This window comes from Paenirhizobium selenitireducens ATCC BAA-1503 (assembly GCF_000518785.1).
Lineage (GTDB): Bacteria > Pseudomonadota > Alphaproteobacteria > Rhizobiales > Rhizobiaceae > Allorhizobium > Allorhizobium selenitireducens.
Genome location: NZ_JAEG01000019.1, coordinates 43432 through 59248 on the forward strand (window position 1 = coordinate 43432; position 15817 = coordinate 59248).

Here is a 15817-nt window from a genome sequence, read left to right on the forward strand (position 1 = left end):
GTGAGCACATGGATTACTTCGACATTCTCGTCAGCATCCTCGGCTCCACCGTGCGTCTGTCGATCCCGCTGATCTTCACCGCGCTGGCCGGCCTGTTTTCCGAACGCGCCGGCATCTTCGACATCGGCCTCGAGGGCAAGATGCTGGCCGCGGCCTTCGCCGCCGCCACGGCCGCCTACATGACCGGCTCGCCCTGGCTCGGGCTTGCCTCCGGCATCGGCGTCTCGCTGGCCTTCTCGCTGGTCCACGGCTTTGCCTCGATCACCAATCGCGGCAACCAGATCGTCTCCGGCGTGGCGATCAACTTCGCCGCCGCCGGCCTCACCGCCGTGCTCGGCCATGCCTGGTTCCGCCAGGGCGGACGCACCCCCGGCCTCACCGCCGATGCGCGCTTTTCCCCGATCACGCTTCCGGGCGTCGACCTGATCCGCGACGTGCCCATCGTCGGCCCGCTCTATGCCAACGTCATCTCCGGCAACAATCTGCTGACCTATCTCGCCTTCCTCGCCGTGCCGATCTCGTGGTGGGTGCTCTATCGCACGCGTTTCGGCCTTCGGCTGCGCGCCGTCGGCGAAAATCCGGGCGCCGTCGACACCGCCGGCATTTCGGTGACCTGGCTGCGCTACCGCGCCGTTCTGGTCGCCGGTTTCCTCTGCGGCTTCTCCGGAACCTATCTGGCGATCGCCCAGTCGGCGGCCTTCATCAACAACATGTCGGCCGGCAAGGGCTATATCGCGCTCGCCGCGCTGATCTTCGCCAAGTGGAAACCGGTTCCGGTCCTGCTCGCCTGCCTGCTGTTCGGCTTCCTCGATGCGCTGGCCAATTTCATGCAGGGCAAGTCGGTTCCGGGTATCGGCGAAGTGCCGGTGCAGATCTTCCAGGCGCTGCCCTACATCCTCACCTGCATCCTGCTGGCCGGCCTGATCGGCTCTGCCAACCCGCCGAAGGCCGGCGGTGTCCCTTACGTGAAGGAGCGTTGATCCATGTCCCATGACCTGTTCGAGGCCGCGCGCGACGCCATGCGCTTCGCCCATGCGCCCTATTCGAAATTCCCCGTCGGGGCGGCGATCCGCGCCGACGATGGCCGGATCTACACCGGTGCCAACATCGAGAACCTCTCCTTCCCGCAGGGCTGGTGCGCCGAACCGACGGCGATCGGCTGCATGATCATGGGTGGGGCCACGAAGATCGTCGAGATGGCGGTCATCGCTGAGAAGATGGCGCTCTGCCCGCCCTGCGGCGGCTGCCGCCAGAAGATCGCCGAATTCGCCGAGGCAGGCACGAAGATCTATCTGTGCGACGAGGTCGGCTTGCAGAAGACGATGACCATGGACGAACTCCTGCCCTTCTCCTTCAAGACGGATATCCTCGGATGAGGGAGGCGATCAACTTCCTCGTCGACCGGCTGGACGGCCTTCTGCCGCGCTACGGCATCGTTCTTGGATCGGGCCTCGGCTCGCTTGTGGAGGAGATCCGCGATCCGATCCGCGTCTCCTACCATGATCTGCCCGGCTTTCCGGAGAGCGGCGTGTCCGGCCATGCCGGCGAACTGGTCGCGGGTTATCTCGACCGCGAGCCGGTAATCATGCTGGCGGGCCGCATCCACTACTATGAGCACGGCGACGCGAACGCCATGCGGGTACCGATCGAGGTGCTGCGGGGGCTCGGCGTGCAGTCGCTGATCCTCACCAACTCCGCCGGTTCGCTGCGCGAGGATCTGCCGCCGGGCTCGGTCATGCAGATCAGCGATCACATCAATTTTTCCGGCGTCAACCCGCTGATCGGCGAGGGAAGCGACAGCCGTTTCGTCGGCATGACCTCCGCCTATGACGCCGATCTCACGGTCGCCATGCAGCGCGCCGCGGAGGAGGAGGGCATACCGCTGTCCTCCGGTGTCTATATGTGGTTCTCCGGCCCGAGCTTCGAAACGCCGGCCGAAATCCGCATGGCCCGCATCCTCGGCGCCGATGCCGTCGGCATGTCGACGGTGCCCGAAGTCATCCTCGCACGCTTTTTCGGGCTGCGCGTCGCGGCCGCATCGGTTATTACCAATTACGGGGCGGGAATGACCGGGGCAGAACTCAGTCATGCCGAGACCAAGGACATGGCTCCCATCGGCGGCAAGCGATTGGCCGCCATCCTCAAGAGGATGATAGCAGGCGGAGGGACGGACCTTGGATAGTCACGAAGCGCGGGCAACCGCGACCCGGGCGCTGGCCCTGGTCGATCTCACCAATCTCAAGGACGATTGCACGCCGCAGCAGATCGACGCGCTGTGCGCCAGGGCGGTAACGCCCTACGGCCATACCGCTGCCATCTGCATCTGGCCGCGGTTCATCGCCCGCGCCCGCACGCTGCTCGGGCCGGAAAGCCCGGTCCGCATCGCAACCGTGGTCAATTTCCCCTCCGGCGACCTGAAGCTCGAGGACGTGCTGGCCGAGACCCGCGAAGCCATCGCCGACGGCGCCGACGAGATCGATCTGGTCATCCCCTACCGGGCTCTCCTGGCCGGCGACGAAGCGGCCGTGACGTCCATGGTCGAGGCGGTGCGCGCCGCGTGTCCGGAGCCTGTCCTGCTGAAGACCATTCTCGAAACCGGCGAGATCAGGGATACCGGCCTCATCCGCCGCGCCTCGGAACTGGCGATCGCCGCCGGTGCCGACTTCATCAAGACCTCCACCGGCAAGGTCGCCGTCAATGCGACGCTCGAAGCGGCCGACATCATGCTCCAGGCCATCCGCGACAGTCGCCGGAAAGTTGGTTTCAAGCCGGCCGGCGGCATCTCGACGGTCGCCGATGCGGGCCTCTATCTGCGGCTTGCCGATACCATCCTGGGCGAGGACTGGGTCATGCCGTCCACCTTCCGCTTCGGCGCTTCCGGGCTGCTCGACGATATTCTCACGGTGCTCGGCGGTGGCCGTTCGACCGCCGACAATACGGGATACTGATCCATGCTTCCCCAGGAAATCATCCGTCGCAAGCGTGACGGCGGCGTGCTCACCGCAGCCGAGATCGCCGCTTTCGTCGAGGGACTGAGCCAGGAAACCATATCCGAAGGGCAGGTCGCTGCCTTTGCCATGGCAGTGTTCTTCCAGGGCATGACGCCGGAGGAAATCGTCGCGCTGACGATTGCCATGCGCGATTCCGGCGAGGTCCTGTCCTGGGCAGGCGTCGGCAAGCCGATCGCCGACAAGCATTCGACCGGCGGCGTCGGCGACAATGTCTCGCTGATGCTGGCGCCGATCGTCGCGGCCTGCGGGCTCGCCGTGCCGATGATCTCCGGCCGCGGCCTCGGCCATACCGGCGGCACGCTCGACAAGCTTCAGTCGATCCCCGGATACGATGTCATGCCCGATGCGGCGACCTTCCGCCGGGTGGTCGATGAGGTCGGCTGCGCCATCATCGGCCAGACGGGCGACCTCGCCCCGGCCGACAAGCGCCTCTACGCCATCCGTGACGTCACCGCGACCGTCGAATCCATTCCGCTGATCACCGCCTCCATCCTGTCGAAGAAGCTCGCCGCAGGGCTGGAAAGCCTGGTTCTCGACGTCAAGGTCGGCAATGGGGCCTTCATGGCCAGGGCCGAGGATGCCGAGGCGCTGGCCCGCTCGCTGGTCGCTGTTGCCAATGGCGCCGGCGTGCGCACCACGGCGCTCCTGACCGACATGAACGAACCGCTTGCCGATGCGGCGGGCAATGCCGTCGAAGTGCAGAACGCAGTCGATTTCCTCCGTGGCGCCAAGGCCGGCACCCGGCTCGAGGAGGTGACGCTGGCGCTCGGGGCGGAAATGCTGGTGAATGCCGGTACCGTCGCCGATATCGGGACCGGCCTGGCCCGGTGCCGTGACGTGCTCGCTTCCGGCAAGGCGGCTGAGCTGTTCGGCCGCATGGTGCATACGCTCGGCGGCCCTGTCGACTTCATGGACCGCGCGGATCGTTACCTGCAGAAGGCGGCGATCGAAATTCCGGTGCTTGCCAAGTCCGACGGCTATCTAGCCTCGGCTGATACCCGCGGCCTCGGTCTCTGCGTCGTCGCGCTTGGCGGCGGGCGTCAGCGTCCGACGGATTCCATCGACCATCGTGTCGGCCTGACCGGTCTCATGCCGCTCGGTACGGCCGTGGAGAGGGGCGATCTGATCGCCACCGTGCATGCCAATGATCGCGACAGCGGAGAGCGCGCCGCGCAGATGGTGATGGCAAGCTATGGCATTGCCGACGAGAAGCCGGCTCTGCGTCCTGTCATCGGCAAACGCATCAGCTGAACGTCGAGGCGAGGGCGGCTTCGCGGCCCTTAGCGTTCCAGTCGCAACCGGTTGCCCTCGGCGGAATAGCTGCCGAGGCGCTTGAGGAAGCTGACCCCGATCAACGTGCCGGACAGCGCCTTGTCGCGCAGCACGAAGGCATCGACGTCCTCGACCCGGACCGAACCGATCTCGACGCGCTGCAGGCGGATATGCGCGGCGCGGGTCTCGCCGTTGGCCGTGCTGATCGGATATTTGAAGTCGAGCGAGGCGATGCTGACCCCGATGCGCCGTGCGGTCGTCTCGTTGATCGCCACAAGCGAGGCCCCGGTATCGACCATGGCCTCGGTCGCTTTGCCGTTGAGCTTGAATGTGCCGCGATAGTGGCCGGTCGCGTCGGCTTCCAGGATCGTGGTTCCAATGGGCACGACCGCCACCGGCGTCGAGGTCGGTGTCCCACCGCCGCCGCCGGAGACGGGCTTCTGCCAAGCCTCGAACGCACCCGGCACCTGCGTTGCCAGCACCGCCGCCACGAAAACCAGCCCGATTGCGCGCATCAGCATGGCATGTCTCCCGCCTGTCTCAGCCTCTTGGGGTCTGTTAGCCCATCCCGGTTGAAAAGCCGCTAAAGCGCAAACGAAAACGGTCCGGAACTGCCGTTCCGGACCGTGATCTCGGCAAACTGGTTAAGGTTTCATTTCGTCCCGTACATGCGGTCGCCCGCATCGCCGAGACCGGGCATGATATAGCCCTTCTCGTTGAGATGGCTGTCGATCGCCGCGGTGAAGACCGGCACGTCCGGATGCGCCTCGCGGAAATGCTTGATGCCTTCCGGGGCCGCGAGCAGGCAGAGAAAGCGGATGTTCTTCGCGCCGCGCTCCTTCAACTTGTCGACCGCCGCGATCGACGAATTGCCGGTGGCGAGCATCGGGTCGACGACGATAATCAGGCGCTCGTCCAGCGCATCGGGCGCCTTGAAGTAGTATTCGACCGGCTGCAGCGTTTCGTGATCGCGGTAGACGCCGATATGCGAGACGCGGGCGGCGGGAACCAGTTCCAGCATGCCTTCCAGAAGGCCGTTGCCGGCGCGCAGGATCGAGGCGAAGACCAGCTTCTTGCCCTCGAGCACCGGCGACTGCATGGTCGTCAGCGGCGTCTCGATGGTCTCCATGGTCAGTTCGAGGTCACGCGTCACCTCGTAGCAGAGCAGCGTGGAGATTTCCCTCAGCAGCCGGCGGAAGCTCGAGGTCGAGGTCTCCTTGCGGCGCATGATGGTGAGCTTGTGCTGAACCAGCGGGTGGTTGATGACTGTGACGCCGTCCATGGTCGGGCCCTTCTATTCTTCTTTTGTGATAGGAAATGTTTTCCACATTCCCTCGGGCGCCCGCAAGGGCGTCGATGAAATTTGCCCGCTCATCCCCAGGCGCGGCCGCTCAAAGACGGTCAAGCAGCGCCTTCCGGGTCGGTTCGTCGACGAAGGCCGCCTCGATCGCCGTCCTGGTCATCGCGTCAATCTCTGCGTCGGAGAAGCCCATCACCTTCGACGCCGTCTCGTACTCGGCGGCAAGCGACGTGTGGAAGAACGGCGGATCGTCGGAATTGAGCGTGACGCGCACCCCGGCCTCGACAAAGCGCCGGAGCGGATGGCTGGCATAGTCGGGAAAGACCTTGAGCGCGATGTTCGATCCCGGGCAGACCTCCAGCACCGTGCCGAGATCGGCCAGGCGCTTCACCAGATCCGCATCCTCGATCGCCCGCACGCCGTGGCCGATCCGGCTCGGCTTCACCAGATCCAGCGCATCGGCGACGGAAAAGGCGCCGCACAACTCGCCGGCATGGATGGTGAGGCCGAGGCCCGCCCCGCGCACGATGTCGAAGGCCGGCGCATAGTCGGCCACGCGGTTCATCCGCTCCTCGCCGGCCATGTTGAAACCGGTGACCAGCGGATGGTCGAACCTGGCCGCCCATTTGGCGCGGGCCAGCACGTTCTCCGGTCCCAGATGCCGTTCGCCGATGATCACCATGCGGCATTCGATGCCGGTCTTTTCCCGGGCCGACAGAATGCCGGCCGCAAGTCCGCCGACATAGTCGTCGGGCGAAAGGCCGACGGCCTCGCCATGGTCCGGTGAAATGAATAGCTCGCTATAGATCGTGTTCGCAGCCGCAAGCTCGAGAAGATAGGCCTCGGCCAGCGCCGCATAGTCCTCGGCCGTGCGAAAGACCGAAGCGACGAAATCATAGCAGGCGATGAAACTCGTGAAGTCGCTCCACACATAGGCGCCGTCCTGGACGAAGCCGTCGGTTGCCACGCCGTATTTCTCAGCCTGCGCCATCGTCAGCGCTGGCGGTGCAGCCCCCTCCACGTGGCAGTGGAGTTCAGCCTTTTTCAGATGTGCCGTCAAAGGAAGCTCCGTCCGTGCGGCCCGGCCGGAATGCCGAGATGGGCGGCGACCGTCTCGCCGATATCGGCATAGGTGTTGCGGATGCCGATCATGCGCGACTTGATGCCGGGGCCGAAGGCCATGATCGGCACGCGCTCGCGCGTATGGTCCGTGCCGCGCCAGGTCGGGTCGCAACCGTGGTCGGCGGTCATCAGCACCATGTCGCCGGGCTTGAGCTTGCGATGCACCTCGGGCAGCCGCCGGTCGAAGGCCTCGAGCGCCGCGGCATAGCCCGGCACGTCGCGGCGGTGGCCGTAGAGCATGTCGAAATCGACGAAATTGCTGAACACCAGATCGCCGTCCGCCGCTTCGTCCATGACCTTAAGCGTCGCATCCATCAGCGCCATGTTGCCGTTCGCCTTGATGACGCGGGACACGCCCTGGTGGGCGAAGATATCACCGATCTTGCCGACGCCATGCACCGTGCGGCCGGCCTCGACGAGGCGATCGAGCAATGTCGGCTCCGGCGGCAGCACGGAATAGTCGCGGCGGTTGCCGGTGCGCTGGAAGGTGGCGGGCGCCTCGCCGACGAAGGGGCGTGCGATGACGCGGCCGATATTGAGCGGATCGATCAGCTTACGCACGATCTGACAGAGCTTCAGCAAGCGTTCGAGGCCGAAATGCGTCTCGTGGGCGGCGATCTGGAAGACCGAATCCGAGGATGTGTAGCAGATCGGCTTGCCGGTGCGGATATGCTCCTCGCCGAACCTGGCGATGATCTCGGTGCCCGACGCGTGGCAATTGCCGAGAATGCCGGGAAGCTCCGCCTCGCGGCAGATCGCCTCGACCAATTCGGGAGAGAAGGCCTCTCCCTCGGCGGGGAAGTAACCCCAGTCGAACATCACCGGCGTGCCGGCCATCTCCCAGTGGCCGGACGGCGTGTCCTTGCCGTGCGAGACCTCGTTTGCCGCGCCGTGCAGGCCGAAAACCCGCTCGGGCAGCGGCATGCCGGCCGGCGCGCGGCCTGTCGCGAGCTTGGCGATGGCGATCAGCCCGAGCGCCGACATGTTGGGAAGCGAAAGCGGACCGGACCGGAGGCCCTTGCGGTCGCCCGCACCTGCTGCGCAGAACTCGGCGATATGGCCGAACGTGTCGGAACCGTCATCGCCATAGGCGGGCGCATCGGGCGCGCCGCCGATGCCGAAGGAATCAAGAACGAAGAGAAATGCTCGTGCCATGGCTCACCTGCGCCGCGGGACTTGGCCGTCATGGCCCCTTGTCTTCCGGGCGGTCGAAGCGGCATGTTTAGCGCCAAGCGATCGGCTTGGCAAACCTGTGGGCAGGCCTGTGAACGGGTTCTGCGTCTGCGAGGAAACGCCGCCGGAAAGGCAGCCGGTCAGCAGTCGGTGCAGCTGATGTCGGTGTTGATGCGCTGCCGGAAGAAGAACTCGCGCCGGATCGTGATTTCCTTGATCGCCGAACCGGAGAGGGCGGGGAGATACATCAGCAGCTCGTGATCGACGCTCAGTTCGGACCGGACAAGGAAGGTCTCTTCGCTCAGCATGTCGTCGGGCACGGCGACCGTCGCGCCGACCGCATAGGGTGCCGCCCCGGAATTCGACCAGGACCAGGCCACCTTGGCCTGCTTGGCGCTGTCGATGGAGACGCCGGTGATGTTCAGCGAGAGGTTATCGACGCCGTAGGGGGGGAAAACGGCGTTCGTGACATCGACCATCCCCAGGAGATCGGCCTTGGAAACCTTGTCTGTCCGGCTCACGAGGTCGGCGACCGTGCTCGCCGCCATTGTAACCTTTTTCGAGACGCTGAACCCCGTCATCAGTTCGAAGGCGCAGAGGTAGAGCACGATCAGCACGGGCGCCAGGAGGGCGAACTCCACCGCGCCGACCCCGTCCCGCTCGGACAGGAACCGGCGCAGCAGCGCGGCCGGGCGCGCGAGAACGGCCGTGCGGCCGTCGCGGCGCACGTTTTTCTCTCTGTCGAAGGTGTCGGGACGCGTCACGGGTAGTCCTCGCTCCTGAACGCGGTGGTCGCGATGATGAGGAACTGCTGGGTTTCGCTATCCGGCCGGATATGCGTGATGGCGCGGAGGTAGTCGAAGGTGATGTTCCAACGGTAATAGGCGCGCAGCAGGTTGATGGTGTTAGGCCCGCCGGGCGAAAAATGGAAGACGGAGGTGTCGAGGTCGGAATACTCGCCGCCGACGCGCGGGATACTGGCCTTGTCCGCAATCGCCTTGAAGGTCGGCAGTGTTTCGACGTCGAGATAGAGCTTCTCCGGCGTGTCCGCCTCGCTCGCCGAGCAGGCGATCATGATCGAGACCTCCTCGCAGAACGCGGTGCGGAACTCCGTCTCCGTCATGTCCGTCGAGCGGCCGAGAGCGAATGTGATGTTGCCGGTGCGCAGTTCGCGCGCCATCGTATTGACGGCATTCGTCACCAGTTGCTCGGCGGTGTAGGCTGCGAAAGTCTCGAAAATCGCGAAGACGATGATGAAGTATGGGACCGAGAGGATGGCGAACTCGATCGCCGCCGCGCCGTCGCGGGAGCGCAGGAGACGACGCCAGGCGCGGCGTTTCTGCCGGCGGGCCTTCGGTTGCCCTTCATGGTGCTTCACGTTCGCGCTCATCGCTCATATCCGATGTCCGGAATAAGGCTCGACGTTAAGAGCGAAGTATTGATTTTCCGTTTCGGCGATATCTACAATTCGAGGTTCCGCCGTCTCGCTTGGGACAAGAGCCGCCGAAGCCCGGTTGCGGCTCAGTTCGTGGCGGCTGCGCTGCCGGTGGCGGCATGTTCCTCGCAATTGGGCGAGCACGACAGGACGGTTCGAGACGTTGCCTTGAAAACGCGCACGGTATTGCCCTCGTCGATCGACACCAGGATGCGCTCGTCAACGATCGCGTTGCCGTCCGCATCGAGCAGAACGAGATTGGTGGTGCCGAAAGCGCGCCCGGTAAGCACAATGGTCTTGGCGTCGGCGACCGTTGCGTCCGCCACGTCGGAATTGCCGACGATCACCTTGCTGACGGGGCGGTCGAGCTTGAGCACGCGCGCACTGTTCATATAGACGCGCAGGACGGTGTCGTCCTCGGCTCGGCCCGGACCTGCGGCAAGAACGCCGCTCAGCGCCAGGGCGCCGGCAAGCGAGAAGATTGTGCTGCGAGACAACATAACTGCCAGCCTTTTGAACCGCTTCTTATAGTGACTGGCTCCAGAGCATGGGCAGGAATGGTGAATGAACCGTTAAGTTGCCGGGCGAAACGGCCCTGAAGGCGACGGGGAGGCGATTTCTGCCGTGTGCGGGCGGCGGCGGGGGCGGATCGCCGGTTTCTTTTCATCAGTCGAAGAGATGCAATTCGGCGTTTCGCGCTCCCCGACCGGCCTCGGGTGCCGAAATGGCGCAGCCGAGGCTTCGTTAAGACCCCGGCTGGCGGTCGCGGGCCGGCGATACTTGCGCCGGGGCAGGCCGTGCCCATGCCTTCACGCTTTCCGGCGGTGCAGGCAAGATGCTGATAATACTTTGTAATTTTCCACAGACGCGAGGCGCGTGCAGAATTGGATCAAATGTCACAAGAACCGTTCCCCATTCATTTACCACACTGCGCGCATTCCGGCCTTTAGGACTCGCTAACCTTTTTTGTTAAGCCGATGGCAATGGCCGCTGTGTAGTTTGCAGTCATCCGAGCAACGGCAAACAGTTGCCGGAAGTGCTGAACAACTTCGTGGAGTAGGAGAGTAACATGACCAAGATTTTTGCACGTTTCTTCAAGGATGAATCCGGCGCAACCGCAATCGAGTACGGCCTGATCGCCGCTCTCATCTCCGTCGCCCTCATCACCGGTGCTTCGACGCTCGGCAACTCGCTGAACGACACCTTCACCAACCTGTCGACCGAGCTGAACAACAACCAGCCGTAATACACTCAAGCCGATCTTCGGCTTCCAAAAGTGCCGCTCTCACGGGCGGCACTTTTTTTATAGGGGGACCCGGTGACTTTGATCGGTTCTTCCGAACCGGCGTTTCCGGAAAATTAAGCCCTGTCGGTGTGGGATATTGCCATGCTTGAAGCCGCGATATTCGTCATATTCCCGATGTGCCTCGTTCTCGCGGCTCTGACGGATTTTCTCGAAATGACGATCCCCAACCGGATCCCGGTGATCCTGCTGGCGGCTTTCCTCGTCGTGGCGCCGTTTATCGGCCTCACCTGGACCGGCTTCGGCCTGCATCTTCTCGCCGGCCTCATCGTCTTTTCCGTCGGCTTTTCGCTTTTCGCGCTGAACGTCATGGGCGGCGGCGACGCCAAGCTGCTGACCGCGGCTGCCGTCTGGTACGGTCTCAGCCCCTCGCTCTTGTCGTTCCTGATCCATGTCGCCTATCTCGGCGGCATCCTGACCATCGCCATCCTGCTGTTGCGCGCCCGCTCCAGTACCATGCTCGCCATGGGCCTTCCGCTGCCCCATTCGCTGCTCGGCGCCAAGAAGGTGCCCTATGCCATCGGCATTGGCCTTGCCGGCCTGATGACCTACCCCCAGTCGCCCCTCGTGCTCGCGGCACTCGAGAACATCCGGTGAGGCATTTCGTCGTGTCGAAAGAAAGCGATCGTTAACCAAGATCGTAAGCGGCTTATTAACCATAATTATACCAATTGCTGACCATTCTGCGAGGCACAGACCTTTGTGTCCCTCAAGGAACGATCATGAAACCCGCGCGTATCATCATTCTCGCAGTGGCAATTGTCGCCGCCGGCATGGCCGGGCTGCTGGCCATGCGGCTCAGCGGCTCGAAATCCGTCGTGCTGCAACAGGCCGAGGCGGTGATGAAGAAGGAACCGACGGTCAACGTCCTGGTTTCCGCCGCAAACCTTCCCGTCGGCTCCCGGCTTGACGACAAGTCGATGCGCTGGATGGCCTGGCCCGAAGGCAGCATCGTCGAAGGTTTCATCACCGAAAACACCCGCCCGCAGGCCATGACTGAACTGACAGGCGTCGTGGTGCGCCTGCCCATGTTCGAGGGCGAGCCTGTTCGGCGCGAGAAGATCGCTGATTCGTCTGGCCGTGTGATGTCGTCGCTGCTTCCGTCCGGCAAGCGCGCGGTGGCCACCGAAATCTCGGTCGCCACCGGCGCCGGCGGTTTCATTCTGCCGAACGACCGCGTCGATGTGATCATGGTGCGCCGTGGCACCGAGGACAACTATCTGACCGAGACCGTGCTTTCGAACGTGCGCGTGCTCGCGATCGACCAGCAGATCCAGGAAAAACCGGACGGCGAGAAGTCGGTGGTCGGCACGACTGCGACCCTTGAGCTGACCCCGGACCAGACCAAGGTCATCACCGTCGCCCAACAGATGGCGGAACGCCTTTCCTTGGCACTGCGCTCGGTTGCTGATGCCCAGGAGGAGGATACGTCTGCCGCCGACTACCTGCTGAGCGGCGGAACCGGCGGGCCGACGATCCAGGTCATCAAGTCGGGTTCGGTGGTCAAGGCCTCCGACACCAAGTCGGAATGAGTGGGGATGTCATGAACAGCTTGAAACAGAAATTCCGCTCGTCGATCGCCGTCACCCTGGCGCTGGGCCTCGCCTGCTCCGGCATGCCGGGCGGCTACGTGCCGCATTTCCTGACCATTCCGGTTGCCGAGGCGGCAAGCCAGAGCGTGCTGCGCATCGCCGAGGCCGGTCCCGGCGCCCGCCGCACCGTCAAGCTCGGCCTCAACAAGGCGCTGGTCGTCGACCTGCCGCAGGATGCCCACGATATTCTCGTCGCCGATCCCGAAATGGCCGATGCGGTCACCCGCACCTCGCGCCGCATCTATCTGTTCGGCAAGGCCGTCGGTCAGACCAACATCTTCATCTTCGGCGAGAACGGCGAGGAAATCGTCAGCCTCGACATCGAGATCGAGCGCGACATCGCCGGCCTGGAAACCAATCTCCGCCGCTTCATTCCCGAATCGGACATCACCGTCGAGATCGTCTCCGACAACATCGTGCTGACCGGAACTGTGCGCACGCCCCAGGATGCGGCCCGCGCCGAAAGCCTCGCCTCCGCCTTCCTCAAGGGCGGCGAGGCGACCACGCGCAACGAAACCGCGTCGGGTGGCGACAATGGTGGCGACGTCGCGATTTTCGCCGAGACGCGTCAGGTCTCCTCGATCGTCAATCTGTTGACCATTGAAGGCGAGGACCAGGTCTCGCTCAAGGTCACCGTCGCCGAAGTGAGCCGTCAGGTATTGAAGCAGCTCGGCTTCAACGGCCGCGTCTCGGACGGCTCAAGCGGCATCACCTTCCAGAACCCATCCAATTTGGGCAACTCCGTCGGCGTCACCAATGCGCTCGGCGGTGTCCTGCCCACCGCGGTGGGCTCGATCGCGGGCTATACGGTCAGTAGCTACATCAACGCCATGGAACAGGCCGGCGTCATGCGCACGCTGGCCGAGCCGAGCCTCACCGCGATCTCCGGCGAGCAGGCCAAGTTCTATGTCGGCGGCGAGTTCCGCCTGGCCGCCGAGCAGGAGATTGCCTACGACGGCGACACCGGAGCGCCGTCCGTCACCCGGACCACGGAAACCGTCAACTACGGCATCGAGCTGAACTTCCGGCCCGTCGTGCTGGCCCCGGGCCGCATCAGCCTGAAGATCGAAACCAATGTATCCGAACCGACCTGGGAAGGTTCGGCCGTGACCGGCAATACGGCGAACGGCATTCCCGGCTCGACCTACATGTCCATCCGCAAGCGCGAAGCCTCGACCACCGTCGAACTGCCGTCGGGCGGCTCGATCGTCATCGCCGGTCTCGTCCAGGACAATATTCGTCAGGCCATGTCCGGTGTTCCCGGCCTGGCCAAGGTGCCGATCCTCGGCACGCTCTTCCGCAGCAAGGACTTCCAGCGCAACGAGACCGAACTGGTCATCATCGCCACGCCCTATCTGGTGCGGCCGGTGGCGCGCAACCAGCTGCAGCGGCCGGATGACAACTTCAATCCCGAAAACGACGCGGCGACCTTCTTCCTGAACAAGGTCAACAAGGTCTACGGCCGACGCGAGGCGGATGCCTCTGGTCGCTACCATGGCGCCGTCGGGTTCATCTACAAGTGAGTGGGGAGGCCAGAATGAAAAAGCACGAGACCTCTTCCGGCAACAGCGAAAGCCGCAGCACCATGCCCGTTAAGAGATCGACTTTCGCCGCGCCGCGTTTTGCCCGCGCGGCACTCGCCGCGACCATCCTCGGCGCGACGGCTGTCCTCTCGGGGTGCGGCACGAACCGCGACGACCTGACGACCGGCTCGATCCCGGACGACTATCGCACGCGCCACCCGATCACATTGACCGAGGTCGAGCACACGCTGGACATGCCGGTCGCGTCGGGCGATCGCGAGTTGACGATCGGCATGTCGGATGCGGTCGGCGGCTTTGCGGCCGACTACATGTCGAGCTCTTCCGGCACGATACAGATCCTCATCCCCCAGGGCTCGCCCAATTCCGCGGCTGCTGCCCACATGCGCAAGCAGATCCGTGCGACACTTGTCCGCCGCGGCGTTCCCGGTCCCCGCATCATTGAGACGAGCTATCAGGCCGGCGCCAGCGGCGACGCAGCGCCCGTGCGGCTGAGCTACGTGGCGATCACCGCCGTGACCAACCAGTGCGGCGATTGGCCGGAAGATCTTCAGGACAATACCTTCGCCAACAAGAACTGGCAGAATTTCGGCTGCGCCACCCAGGCCAATCTGGCAGCGCAGATCGCCAACCCGATGGATCTCGTAACCCCGCGCGCCCAGGCACCCATCGATGCCACGCGGCGCTCGACGGTCATCGGGCTCTATCGCTCGGGCAAGAATCCCTCGACGAACTAGGATGGCCGGCGCCATTCGAAGGCAGGATGAAAGCATGAGTGCGATCGACTACGAATTCGACACGAGGTCCGCAGACGACATGCCTCCCGAGGGCAGGGTGGGCAGCGGCGATCTCGAAAACCTGCGGCCCCTGCCGCGCATCTCGGTGCATGCCTTCTGCGTCTCGCAGGGCGTGCAGCGGATAATGGAGCAATGCGGCCAGGACCGGCGCATGGCGAAGGTCAGCATGCGGATCACCGGCGGCAACATCGCCGCGGCTGCCGCCATGTTTTCCTCGACCCCCACGCCCAATCTGATCATCCTCGAGACCGAGGCCACCCCGCAGACCCTGCTCCAGGAACTGGCGCCGCTTGCCGAAGTCTGCGATCCGAGCTCGCGTGTCATCGTCATCGGCCGCCACAACGACATCGCGCTCTATCGCGAGCTGATCCGCAACGGTATCTCCGAATACATCGTCGCCCCGATCGGCATGGCCGAGGTGATGGCCGCGATATCGGCGATCTTCGTCGATCCGGAATCCGAGCCGCTCGGCCGCACCATCGCTTTCATCGGCGCCAAGGGCGGTGTCGGTTCATCGACCATCGCCCACAACTGCGCCTTCGGCATTTCCAGCCTGTTTGCCACCGAAACCATCCTCGCCGATCTTGACCTCGCCTATGGCACCGCCAACATCGACTTCGACCAGGATCCGGCCCAGGGCATCGCCGAGGCGGTCTTCTCGCCGGACCGGCTGGACGAGGTCTTCCTCGATCGCCTGCTGACGACCTGCTCGCAGAACCTGTCTCTGCTCGCGGCTCCCTCGCTGCTCGATCGCCCCTACGACTTCGATCGCGGCACCTTCCAGCCGCTGATGGAACTGCTTCAGCGGTCCGCGCCGGTCACCGTTCTCGATGTGCCCCATGCCTGGTCCGACTGGACCCGTGCGGTGCTCTCCGAGGCCGACGAGGTGGTCATCACCTGCGCGCCGGATCTCGCCAACCTGCGCAATGCCAAGAACATGCTCGACGCGCTGAAGAAGCTGAGGCCGAACGACAAGGCGCCGCACCTGCTGCTCAACCAGGTCGGCATGCCGAAGCGTCCGGAAATCGCCCCCCAGGACTTCTTCGAGCCGCTGGAAATCGAACCGGCCGCCATCATTCCTTTCGACGCGGCGCTGTTCGGCAACGCCGCCAACAGCGGCCGGATGATCTCGGAAATCGACGCGAAATCGCCGATGGCGGAAACCTTCGCCCAGATCGCTCATCTGGTGACCGGGCGCGCCACGGTGAAGAAACCGAAGAAGGGCGGGCTCGGCAAGATGCTGGGACTGCTCGGCCGGAAATAGTGTCTTC

Annotated in this window: 18 protein-coding genes; 11 read left to right on the forward strand and 7 right to left on the reverse strand. The window is 64.3% G+C overall.

All coding sequences use genetic code 11. From position 1 onward, the window contains the following. The first annotated feature begins 8 nt into the window (after positions 1–8). Genes L867_RS0119510 through deoA form a run of 5 tightly spaced genes read left to right on the forward strand, consistent with a single transcriptional unit; the run spans position 9 to position 4262 of the window. Positions 9–980 (forward strand): ABC transporter permease, encoded by a 972-nt coding sequence (locus L867_RS0119510; protein ID WP_028738421.1) that lies wholly within the window; start codon positions 9–11, stop codon positions 978–980. Between the two features lie 3 nt (positions 981–983). Continuing rightward, on the forward strand, positions 984–1376 hold the full coding sequence (locus tag L867_RS0119515) for a cytidine deaminase (RefSeq protein WP_028738422.1): 393 nt from the start codon (positions 984–986) through the stop codon (positions 1374–1376). Then, the gene (locus L867_RS0119520) at positions 1373–2182 is read left to right on the forward strand and encodes a purine-nucleoside phosphorylase (protein WP_028738423.1); all 810 of its coding nucleotides are present in this window, start codon (positions 1373–1375) and stop codon (positions 2180–2182) included. The genes L867_RS0119515 and L867_RS0119520 overlap by 4 nt, the downstream gene beginning before the upstream one ends. Next, positions 2175–2948: a deoxyribose-phosphate aldolase gene (deoC, locus tag L867_RS0119525; RefSeq protein WP_028738424.1), complete on the forward strand. Its 774-nt coding sequence runs from the start codon at positions 2175–2177 to the stop codon at positions 2946–2948. Before L867_RS0119520 ends, deoC begins: the two co-directional genes overlap by 8 nt. Before the next feature lie 3 nt (positions 2949–2951). Then, positions 2952–4262 (forward strand): thymidine phosphorylase, encoded by a 1311-nt coding sequence (gene deoA / locus L867_RS0119530; RefSeq protein WP_028738425.1) that lies wholly within the window; start codon positions 2952–2954, stop codon positions 4260–4262. Positions 4263–4291: 29 nt separating this feature from the next. Here the strand turns inward: deoA and L867_RS0119535 are convergent, their stop codons facing one another. From L867_RS0119535 to L867_RS0119565, 7 genes are all read right to left on the reverse strand, one after another. Beyond that, on the reverse strand, positions 4292–4804 hold the full coding sequence (locus L867_RS0119535; protein ID WP_028738426.1) for a TIGR02281 family clan AA aspartic protease: 513 nt from the start codon (positions 4802–4804) through the stop codon (positions 4292–4294). A gap of 131 nt (positions 4805–4935) precedes the next feature. Then, on the reverse strand, positions 4936–5565 hold the full coding sequence (gene upp / locus L867_RS0119540) for a uracil phosphoribosyltransferase (protein WP_028738427.1): 630 nt from the start codon (positions 5563–5565) through the stop codon (positions 4936–4938). Between the two features lie 109 nt (positions 5566–5674). Continuing rightward, positions 5675–6643, reverse strand: coding sequence for an adenosine deaminase (locus L867_RS0119545; protein WP_028738428.1), 969 nt, complete (start codon positions 6641–6643; stop codon positions 5675–5677). Then, on the reverse strand, positions 6640–7860 hold the full coding sequence (locus tag L867_RS0119550) for a phosphopentomutase (RefSeq protein WP_028738429.1): 1221 nt from the start codon (positions 7858–7860) through the stop codon (positions 6640–6642). Before L867_RS0119550 ends, L867_RS0119545 begins: the two co-directional genes overlap by 4 nt. A gap of 158 nt (positions 7861–8018) precedes the next feature. Further along, positions 8019–8642 carry a TadE/TadG family type IV pilus assembly protein gene (locus L867_RS0119555; RefSeq protein WP_232363974.1) on the reverse strand — a complete coding sequence of 208 codons (624 nt, stop codon included), beginning with the start codon at positions 8640–8642 and terminating at the stop codon, positions 8019–8021. Further along, positions 8639–9268 carry a TadE/TadG family type IV pilus assembly protein gene (locus tag L867_RS0119560; RefSeq protein WP_037173981.1) on the reverse strand — a complete coding sequence of 210 codons (630 nt, stop codon included), beginning with the start codon at positions 9266–9268 and terminating at the stop codon, positions 8639–8641. Before L867_RS0119560 ends, L867_RS0119555 begins: the two co-directional genes overlap by 4 nt. 131 nt (positions 9269–9399) lie before the next feature. Then, positions 9400–9810, reverse strand: a complete 411-nt coding sequence (locus L867_RS0119565) for a pilus assembly protein N-terminal domain-containing protein (protein ID WP_232363975.1) — start codon at positions 9808–9810, stop codon at positions 9400–9402. 572 nt (positions 9811–10382) lie between these two features. Here L867_RS0119565 and L867_RS0119570 point away from each other — a divergent pair. The 6 genes from L867_RS0119570 to L867_RS0119595 all read left to right on the forward strand — a co-directional run bounded on the left by L867_RS0119570 (position 10383) and on the right by L867_RS0119595 (position 15810). Beyond that, positions 10383–10559: a Flp family type IVb pilin gene (locus tag L867_RS0119570; RefSeq protein ID WP_028738433.1), complete on the forward strand. Its 177-nt coding sequence runs from the start codon at positions 10383–10385 to the stop codon at positions 10557–10559. 141 nt (positions 10560–10700) lie between these two features. Continuing rightward, on the forward strand, positions 10701–11213 hold the full coding sequence (locus L867_RS0119575; RefSeq protein ID WP_028738434.1) for an A24 family peptidase: 513 nt from the start codon (positions 10701–10703) through the stop codon (positions 11211–11213). Between the two features lie 125 nt (positions 11214–11338). Next, a complete protein-coding gene (gene cpaB / locus L867_RS0119580) occupies positions 11339–12148 on the forward strand; it encodes a Flp pilus assembly protein CpaB (protein ID WP_028738435.1) in 810 nt (269 codons plus the stop codon). An 11-nt stretch (positions 12149–12159) separates the two neighbouring features. Continuing rightward, entirely contained in the window at positions 12160–13731 is a 1572-nt protein-coding gene (locus L867_RS0119585; protein ID WP_028738436.1) for a type II and III secretion system protein family protein, read from the forward strand. A 62-nt stretch (positions 13732–13793) separates the two neighbouring features. Next, positions 13794–14486, forward strand: coding sequence for a CpaD family pilus assembly protein (locus L867_RS0119590; protein ID WP_028738437.1), 693 nt, complete (start codon positions 13794–13796; stop codon positions 14484–14486). 34 nt (positions 14487–14520) lie between these two features. Continuing rightward, entirely contained in the window at positions 14521–15810 is a 1290-nt protein-coding gene (locus L867_RS0119595; protein WP_028738438.1) for a hypothetical protein, read from the forward strand. Positions 15811–15817 lie beyond the last annotated feature (7 nt).